Source organism: candidate division WOR-3 bacterium, from assembly GCA_026418155.1.
Lineage (GTDB): Bacteria > Hydrothermota > Tepidihabitantia > Tepidihabitantales > CAIPLT01 > JAOABV01.
In genome coordinates, this window is the sequence record JAOABV010000068.1 from 1 (window position 1) to 8,889 (window position 8,889).

10 protein-coding genes are annotated in these 8,889 nt (G+C 34.3%); 6 read left to right on the top strand and 4 right to left on the bottom strand.

All coding sequences use genetic code 11. The features are described from left to right. The 6 genes from N2201_06775 to rlmN all read left to right on the top strand — a co-directional run. The coding region (locus N2201_06775; GenBank protein ID MCX7785907.1) for a rod shape-determining protein at nucleotides 1-190 on the top strand (190 nt) is incomplete at its 5' end. A gap of 57 nt (nucleotides 191-247) precedes the next feature. Then, nucleotides 248-1,090 (top strand): rod shape-determining protein MreC, encoded by an 843-nt coding sequence (mreC, locus tag N2201_06780; GenBank protein MCX7785908.1) that lies wholly within the window; start codon nucleotides 248-250, stop codon nucleotides 1,088-1,090. A 104-nt stretch (nucleotides 1,091-1,194) separates the two neighbouring features. Continuing rightward, entirely contained in the window at nucleotides 1,195-1,626 is a 432-nt protein-coding gene (locus N2201_06785; GenBank protein ID MCX7785909.1) for a hypothetical protein, read from the top strand. Between the two features lie 48 nt (nucleotides 1,627-1,674). Further along, on the top strand, nucleotides 1,675-3,423 hold the full coding sequence (gene mrdA / locus N2201_06790) for a penicillin-binding protein 2 (GenBank protein ID MCX7785910.1): 1,749 nt from the start codon (nucleotides 1,675-1,677) through the stop codon (nucleotides 3,421-3,423). After that, nucleotides 3,416-4,591: a rod shape-determining protein RodA gene (gene rodA / locus N2201_06795; GenBank protein ID MCX7785911.1), complete on the top strand. Its 1,176-nt coding sequence runs from the start codon at nucleotides 3,416-3,418 to the stop codon at nucleotides 4,589-4,591. Before mrdA ends, rodA begins: the two co-directional genes overlap by 8 nt. 111 nt (nucleotides 4,592-4,702) lie before the next feature. Then, nucleotides 4,703-5,722, top strand: coding sequence for a 23S rRNA (adenine(2503)-C(2))-methyltransferase RlmN (gene rlmN, locus N2201_06800; GenBank protein ID MCX7785912.1), 1,020 nt, complete (start codon nucleotides 4,703-4,705; stop codon nucleotides 5,720-5,722). Between the two features lie 24 nt (nucleotides 5,723-5,746). On the opposite strand, the gene N2201_06805 is transcribed toward rlmN, so the two are convergent. The 4 genes from N2201_06805 to N2201_06820 all read right to left on the bottom strand — a co-directional run. Then, entirely contained in the window at nucleotides 5,747-6,706 is a 960-nt protein-coding gene (locus N2201_06805; protein MCX7785913.1) for a helix-turn-helix domain-containing protein, read from the bottom strand. Nucleotides 6,707-7,338: 632 nt separating this feature from the next. Next, on the bottom strand, nucleotides 7,339-7,548 hold the full coding sequence (locus N2201_06810) for a hypothetical protein (protein ID MCX7785914.1): 210 nt from the start codon (nucleotides 7,546-7,548) through the stop codon (nucleotides 7,339-7,341). 145 nt (nucleotides 7,549-7,693) lie between these two features. After that, nucleotides 7,694-8,245 carry a nucleotidyltransferase gene (locus tag N2201_06815; GenBank protein MCX7785915.1) on the bottom strand — a complete coding sequence of 184 codons (552 nt, stop codon included), beginning with the start codon at nucleotides 8,243-8,245 and terminating at the stop codon, nucleotides 7,694-7,696. Between the two features lie 306 nt (nucleotides 8,246-8,551). After that, the coding region (locus tag N2201_06820) for an ABC transporter permease subunit (GenBank protein MCX7785916.1) at nucleotides 8,552-8,889 on the bottom strand (338 nt) is incomplete at its 5' end.

The window sequence follows — 8,889 nt, forward strand, 5'->3', positions numbered from 1 at the left end:
GGATATTGTTGACCGAGGTATTTATATGGCAGGTGGTGGTTCTTTGCTTAAAGGATTAGACCTTTTAATAAAAGAAGAAACCAATCTGCCAGTCTATGTTGCAGAAAATCCGATTGATTGTGTCGTAATTGGTGCCGGAAAAATTCTTGAAGATATTTCAGCACACGAAAAATTGATTCTAAAAACATAATTTTCTAAAAATTTAAAGCCAAAAATCCAGTCCTAATTATCCTAATTTTAACGGGTAATGAAGAATCGCATTCCCAACCGAATTTTGGCTATAACTTTAATATTGAGCCTAATCACTTCCTTTTTACCTATCTCATTCAAATTAAAAATAACAAAATATCCCCGAATGATATTCTTAGCACCAGTTGAATTCGTTAATAAAGTATTGACTAATATACGGCTGATCAAAAAAGAAAATGAACGATTACTCCGACTGGCAACTCAACTGGCAATAGAGAATAGTCTTTTGCGAGAAAAATTGCTTAAATCTCAGAACCCAGGGTTTGAAGATATTAATTTAATTTCAGCCAACATTATTGCTCGGGATAATGAAACTTTTAACCGATTCTTAACAATTGATAAAGGCACATCTGATGGCATAAGAGTTAATATGCCGGTGATAACTCCTGAAGGATTAGTTGGAATTATAATTGACGCTACCGCATTTCAATCGATTGTCGAAACTGCATTAAGCCCCGGGCTAAAAATTTCCGGACAAATTCTTCGAAGCCGTGTTGTCGGTATGGTTGAATGCACAAATTTTAGACGCTTCCGCTTCAAATACACATCTGCTGAAAGTGATATTATAATCAATGATACAGTCATAACTTCAGGTTTAGGTGGCATATTTCCCAAAGGTATCAATATTGGTATTGTCACTAAGATTACTCAAGACTCAACCAGTTTTTTTCAATATGTGGAACTCAAACCTTTTGTCAATTTCAACACTTTAGAAGTTGTATCAGTATTAACTAACAAATCCAATTTATTCCAAGAAACTCCTAAGCGCCAATTAAAAAATCTCAATCAGGAACTGCAGGAATTAAAAATTGAAGTTCCATTTACACCACGATTTCGTTAAAAGCATATGATATTACCAGACACACGGAAAATCAGCAATCTGATTTTTACTAAAACTCGGTATTCACAGAAATTGCTGGTTTTCTTCAGAACAAAAATTTTCTTATGAGATTATTTTTTAGCATCCTATTTATTTATATTTTATTTCTCATCCAAGTCAGTTTCGGTCAATTCCCTTTAGATTTAACAATTTTGGGATTAGTGATTTTTTCTTTATACGACACGGCTGTTTCATCTTTGATTTTAGGGATTTGGACGGGCATCCTCTGGGGCCTAATCAACCCAATATATTTTGGATTTCCTATTATTATCACCACTATAATCGCCTATGCCTGTAATAGCATCCATCGTTTTATTTATAAACAAAGAGTGTATTTAATCGGCATCGTATTAGTAGTATTAATATTTAAATATCTGATAGGACTAATCTTTACCCATAGTCAAATACGATTTACCAATTGGTTGTTATCTGTAATTGTTCTAATAGCCATTGCCTTACCTTTAGAAATTTTAATTACAAAATTATTTTACCGGTAATAGGTGATATAAAGGTATACCTTTATTGATAAATTTTGACTAATCCTTATGGAGATAGAGTTTCGGCGTAGAAAATTAATCTTTCTGATTGGACTGTTTTTACTTATCATTATCGGAAAACTCTTTCAACTCCAGATTATTGCGGGCAAAAGGTATTTTCGTCTGGCTGAAGCCAATCGGATTAGAAAAGTCTTTACTCCGGCAGCCCGCGGAAAGATTTTTGACCGCAACCGTTCAATTTTAGCCGATTCCCGACCTGCCTTTGCTTTATCTGTAATTCCCTGCGAAATGGACAGCCTGACTATGAATAATCTTATGGATTTTGCTCAGATTGATAATCTCAGAATAAAAGATTGGCTGACTAATTTTGCTTATCTTCGAACACCAATAAAGATAAAGAGAAATCTCGATTTATTAACAGTATTAAAAATCGAAGAAAATTCCAAGATTTTACCTGGGGTTTCGATTGAAATTGAACCAGTTCGCACTTATCCCCTTGGACCATCCTCCGCACATCTAATTGGCTATTTAGGTGAAGTTACACCTGAAGAGATGAAATCTGATACTTATTATCGGCCCTGGCATTATACCGGACGCTCAGGGATTGAAGCCCAATACGAAAAATATTTAAGAGGCAAAGAAGGTATCCGTTATGCTGAAATTGACGCCGCTGGCCGTGAAATCGGACCTTTACCGGAAAAACGAGAAGTATTACCGGTTGCTGGCAACGATATTTATCTCACCATTGATGCTGAATTACAAAAATTATCTTATGAACTGATTAGTAAATATAAACGCGCGGCAGTAGTTGGAATTGATTTGAAAGATGGCGGCATTTTATGTCTGGTTTCACAACCCAGTTTCAATGCTGAATTATTAACTCAAGGCATGGCAAGTAGCGAATGGCAAAAGATTATCAAAGATAAATCCTCGCCTTTGTTAAATCGGGCTTTAATGAGTTCTTATCCACCTGGTTCAACAATTAAACCATTAATTGCTTTGGCTGGTTTAGAATCAAATCTGATTGATAAAGAAACACGCTTCTCTCCTTGTCAAGGAAGTTTTCCTTATGGTAATCGGAAATATAAATGTTGGACCAAACACGGCTCACTCAATTTGACCAATGCTATTGCTTATTCTTGTAATATCTATTTTTATCAACTTGGGTTAAAATTGGGTTTAGACCGACTCACTTCTTATCTTCTGCAATGGCGAATTAATGAGAAAACTAATATTGATTTACAACCGGAACGTGCGGGCAATGTGCCGACTCGCGAGTATTTAGATAAACGATATGGCAAAAACCAATGGACATCTGGCGTGATTCCTAATCTGGCTATTGGCCAGGGAGAAATTTTAGTCACTCCACTACAACTGGCCGTGCTCTATTCAGTTATTGCTGGTGACGGTGAATTTTATGAACCGCATCTCCTAAAAATGATTAAAAATGGCGATAAGATTGTTTATGAATTTACCCCGAAAAAAAGAAAAATCCCTATAACATTAGAAAATATTAAAATTATTAAACAAGCCTTAATAGATGTTGTTAAGTTTGGCACAGGCGGTGGTGCATATTTACCAAGTGTCACAGTTGCTGGTAAAACCGGCACTGCGGAAAATCCACCCCATCCTGACCATGCCTGGTTTGTTGGTTATGCCCCGGCTGAAAATCCGGAAGTCGTATTCTGTGTTATTGTGGAAAATGTTGGCAAAGGCGGTGCCATCGCAGCACCTATCGTTCAACAACTCATGCAAAAATATTTTAGTTTGAAGAATCAAATCACCCATAATGAATAAATTTCGTTTATCTCCCATTCTGGTTATCAGTTTAGTTCTATTTATAATTGGCGCGGTCACGATTTATAGTGCAGTTGGTAAAACATTTTTTCTGCGTCAGATTATTTGGTTCTTTATTGCCCTTATGGGATTAATTATTGCTTATCAAATTCCCCGGCGATTTTGGGAAAATACGGCAATTTATTTTTATCTTCTGATGTTAATCCTTTTAATAGCAGTATTGATTATCGGCACAGGCGTTGGTTCAAAACGATGGTTTAATTTAGGATTTATCAATTTTCAACCAAGCGAATTTGCCAAATTAGCGCTAATTATTTTCCTTGCGCAATCTTGGGCAAATAAGCCAATTTCATTTAGAATAAAAGATTTGTTTTTACCTGTCGTCGCCGTAATTACCTATTCGGCATTAATCTTTTTAGAACCGGATTTAGGCACTGCCTTAATATTTTTACCAATACTGGCAGTAATGTTATATTGGAAAGGATTATCTTTATTTCATATCTTTTTACTCTTCTCCCCTATTTTAAGTTTCATCGCAGGGTTTTCTCTTTATCTTTGGATTCCGTTTTTTATTATCTTGTTGATTATCTCTTATCGAAAAACAACGCTTTTCAATTGGCTAATAATAATTATTGTAAATATCTTTGCTGGTCTCTTATCACCGATAATCTGGATGCACTTAAAAGAATATCAAAAAGCCCGCATCTTGAGTTTCTTATCACCTTGGCTTGACCCTAAAGGAATGAGTTGGAATCTGATACAATCTCAGATTGCAGTTGGTTCAGGTCGGTTATGGGGAAAAGGCTTTTTATCTGGCACGCAGAAAAAATTGGCATTTTTACCGAATCGGCATAATGATTTTATCTTTTCAACTTTTGCTGAAGAATTCGGATTCTTTGGTTGCATACTCCTCTTACTTCTCTATTTTTATTTAATCTACCTATTGCTGATGACCGCACGAAAAACCCGAGATGATTTTTCCAGTCTGACTGCGATTGGCTTATTTGCTGTTTTAACCTATCAAGTATTAGTTAATATTGGAATGGCATTAGGACTTTTGCCCATTACCGGACTTGCACTACCCTTTTTAAGTTATGGTGGTTCGTCTCTACTCTTTTATTTTATTGCGATTGGTATTATACTAAATATTCGTTATAAAAGCGAATGAGCAAACATAAATTAAATATTAAATACCAAATATTAGTTGTCAAAATAAGAAAAAGATTCAAACCTGACACCATCAATATTTCTATTTTTAGTTTTTTATTTTTGTTAATCTATGCTTAACTTAAAACAATTGACCTTAACCGAACTTAAAGCAATGGTCAATAAAATTGGTTGGGAAAATTATCGGGCTCAGCAAATCTTTACTTGGCTTTGGCAAAAAGGAATTACTGAGATTAATCAAATGACAAACCTATCTAAACAAAAACGAGAACAACTTAAAAAAGATTATTATATCAGTTACTTGAAAGTATTAGACAGAAAAATCTCAATTGACGGTGCGCAAAAATTTCTGTTGGAACTGGAAGATAGCAATAAAGTTGAATCAGTCTTCATTCCTGAAGGCAAAAGAAGAACGGTCTGTGTCTCAACTCAAGTCGGCTGTCCTTTACAATGTTCCATCTGTTATACTGGGAAAATCGGTTTTATAAGAAATCTCAAATTTTATGAGATTGCAGACCAAGTGCTCCAAGTTCAATTATTAACTAAGCAAAGAATTACTAATGTTGTTTTTATGGGTATGGGAGAACCGTTTCTTAATTACGAAGAATCCATAAAAGCAATTGAACTTATCAATTCTGATTATGGACTAAATATTGGTGCTCGACATATAACAGTCTCTACTGCCGGAATTGCGGACCGAATTTATGATTTTGCTGAATTTCCTTTACAAGCCAAATTAGCTATCTCCCTTAATGCCACAACCGACGAAATTAGGAACAAAATTATGCCGATTAACAAAAAGTATCCCTTAGAAAAATTATTTGAAGCAATCAGATATTATTCAGCCAAGAAAAAGAAACGAGTAACTTTTGAATATGTGTTGATAAAAGGGGTTAATGACCATTCCAAAGATATTTTGCGATTACAAAGATTAATTGACAAAATCCCTTGCAAGATAAATATTATTCCATTTAATCCTTTCCCCGGTTCTGAATACGAAAGTCCAAGCATTGAACAAACGAAAGCATTTGTTGAGAAACTTTATCCCAAACTACCTTGTGTTACAATTAGAAAAAGCAAAGGAACAGACATTCTTGCAGCTTGTGGTCAATTGGCAGGAAAATCTATTTGAACATAATTAAAAATTTGTGCTTATCTATTTGTTTTTAGCAAAACCTTGTATTACTATCTCTTTAATCGCATCCATAACTTCTTCATTCAATCCTTTTGCCTGCCAAATTTTCTTAATTTCTGTCAAACGCTGAGTTAGTCGCATTGGGTCTTTATGATAAAATTTCTTAAAGACACTGAAACATTCTCGAGCAAAGTCTTTATATGCTTGATTATAAATCGTCGGCACCACAAGTTCACCTAACTTCTTTTGCACTTGCTCCTCAATCGGTTCAATCTTTATTCGGTATTTTAGAAACTCACCTGCCATCATACTAATCTTTTCTTTGGGCAGGGGTTTTGGCTTAAGCAGTCTTTTCTGTTCGGTGCGCACAATCTTATAAATAATACTTCTAATCTCACTTACAATTCGCCAATTTAGTTCCTTTGACCGATAATACTTTTCAAAAATTGTTTCAACTTGAGGATTATCATAATTATCAATCAATTCTTTGACAAAAGTAAAATAGGGTGTCTTCTGGTCTTCAGTAAGTTGATGATTAAAGAGTAATTCTTTAACTTTCTTATCAACTTTAATTTTAATTCGCTCCCAATCCAGTTTGGGAAAAGGTGCTTTGGGATATTGAATTTTAGTCTCATATAATGCCGTATCCCGGTCAACCTTTTGCCTCATCTGAGGAGTCAAAGTGCTGGGCATTTCAATTTGGCTCAGAATCTTTTCGTGTTCTATTCTAAAATCAATCTGCGCCAACTCTTGAAAGAACTTAGGCCATGGCACCTGACAGACTTTAAGATAACGAAGAATAATGTCCAGAGAAGGTTTCTTTGTTCTGCCGTTTTCTAATTCTGAAATATGACAATATCCTCTCTTTTTTGAAAGCCCAATCCTTTTAGCCAATTCGGCTTGAGACAACCTGGCTGACTTTCGATACTTTGCTAAGACCTTGCCTAATTCTTTATAAAAACTTTGTGTCTCTTCTGTCATATGTTTAATTCAATTCCTATATTCGTATTATTCAGCACATTTATATAATTCGTGGATAAAATTATACCTCTTAGGCATAATAAAATCAATGACAAATTTTATCTAACCCACTAATAACCAATAACTAACAACTAATCACTATTTACAAGGGGTATAGTGGGGTACATCAAACAGGAGATACAGAACCAGGGCAAAAAGCATTTTTAGATTCTCTGCTATTAAGACGCGTAAAACTCAAGATAAAATTCCGCATAAAAGAACCCTTAGATAAATGCTTAAAAGATTATTTGATACCGAGTTTAATCGGTCGTTTCTTATGACTTATCGCAGGTCGCATCTTACGCCTCTAAACTCCTCGCTTATCAGGTCACAAACCAAGTCATCAGATAACACATTCGGAAAACTGTGAGCCTCAAATAAAAAGACTCGGATACATATTTTATATATTGTTTGTTGCAATTAAGACCGCTAAAGTCTTTTTTTTAATCTTTAAATATTTAATCACCAATCATTCTTGGTTCTCCTAATACTCCAGCGGCAATTCCGCCAATGATGAAATATCAAATTTTATACTTTTCTAAGAAAGCAATAACTTCCTTAAAGGCATTCTCTAATTTAACCTTGTCGGACATTTATCGTTTTTTATTCCTTTTTAGTCCAATTTTTAGTGAAACCGGCTCATCCAAAAGAAAATTATCTCGTAATTCGTTTGCAAAACCGACAAGTGTCTCCATCATTTTAACACTTTTTTTAATGGATAGTTTTTGGAGAGATGCAATTCTTTCTTGTTTTAGCCATTCAAATCGTTTTTTATTAAAAAGACCTTTATTGCCTTTTATCATAACTTCAATTTTATCTGAAAACTGCTATCAAGCAAGTGATAATCTGGAGTTTATCGCTCGGCATTTTATTGTATTTTACTCTTGCAATCCACTTCGTGCAAGAAATCGATAAGAAGATTTGTTTTTGGCAAAATATCATCCCTCTCTAATAAAGAAAATGTAAGTTGTTTAGAATATTTTTGTCGCCGATTTCTTGAGAAAGTTGTTTAACCGAATTTTTAATATAAGCAAAATCTAATTTCTTTCCCATTCGCTGAACAATAGTTTTTATATCTGCTTTATCAATGTCTTCAAATCTAACCAATTTATAAACAATAACATCTTCTGGTGTTGCTATCGCAACTCGAGTATTGAACATCTTAATTTTTTTTGCCCGTTCAATTGCATTTTGGTCTATCGAATAACTGGAAATTCTTACATCACAGGATATTGATTTTGTATAACGAACTTTAATTGGCAGAAATCGTCTTAATCTACTAATTATCTTTGGTTCGGAAGATTCTGAAATTAAAAAACCATTTGCTCTTAATGCTTTTAGAAAATCAGCAATGTTTTCAATAGAAAGTAAAACGACAACATCGGCATCGAGCGTCATTCTCGGTTTTCCCCATACTGATGCCGCAATACCACCGATTATAGCATATTTGATTTTAAATTGTTCAAGAACTTTTACGAACGCCTGAATCATTTCTTCCATTTCGTTACCTCTCTTAAAAGTAATTCTGTTTGTCGAATAGATTCTTGTAAGGTCAACTTCTTCAGTTCTCGTAATTCATTTTTTCTTAAATCCTTGTAGCCATTAAAAGGCTTAGCACCTATTGGCTTGCTTTTGCTACCTCGTTGCTTTGAATAGTGTCTCTGCTCTCTTTTTCGTTTATTAGTATTTATTTTAGGCATTATTCTTATCTGAATATTTTATGAACTCTCGTTATTTAATAAAATATTGAGAAAAATATAGCACTTTTACTAATATCTTTACATATAATTATAAATAAGTTTACACTTACTCTTTCAACCCACTTCGTGCATAAGATTCAATGATTTGTTTTTGGGCAAAGAAGAAGAGAATTACTAATGGTAAAATTGCTAAAGTTGATGCTGCCATTAACATTGGATAGTTAGTAGAAAATTCTCGGGAAAAATACGCTAATCCCACTTGTAATGGTCGAATCGAATCTGAATGAGTTACTATCAAGGGCCAAAAGAATGAATTCCAACTGGCAATAATATCAAAGATTGCAATTGTGATAATCGGCGCTTTGGATAAAGGCACAACAACCTGCCACAGGGTTCGAAATTGACCACAACCATCAATCTTTGCTGCATCAAATAAATCTTGAG

Coding starts and splice junctions, on each gene's coding strand:
- mreC (MCX7785908.1), top strand. CDS start 248: ATGAAGAATCGCATTCCCAACCGAATTTTGGCTATAACTTTAATATTG.
- N2201_06785 (MCX7785909.1), top strand. CDS start 1,195: ATGAGATTATTTTTTAGCATCCTATTTATTTATATTTTATTTCTCATC.
- mrdA (MCX7785910.1), top strand. CDS start 1,675: ATGGAGATAGAGTTTCGGCGTAGAAAATTAATCTTTCTGATTGGACTG.
- rodA (MCX7785911.1), top strand. CDS start 3,416: ATGAATAAATTTCGTTTATCTCCCATTCTGGTTATCAGTTTAGTTCTA.
- rlmN (MCX7785912.1), top strand. CDS start 4,703: ATGCTTAACTTAAAACAATTGACCTTAACCGAACTTAAAGCAATGGTC.
- N2201_06805 (MCX7785913.1), bottom strand. CDS start 6,706: ATGACAGAAGAGACACAAAGTTTTTATAAAGAATTAGGCAAGGTCTTA.
- N2201_06810 (MCX7785914.1), bottom strand. CDS start 7,548: ATGATAAAAGGCAATAAAGGTCTTTTTAATAAAAAACGATTTGAATGG.
- N2201_06815 (MCX7785915.1), bottom strand. CDS start 8,245: ATGGAAGAAATGATTCAGGCGTTCGTAAAAGTTCTTGAACAATTTAAA.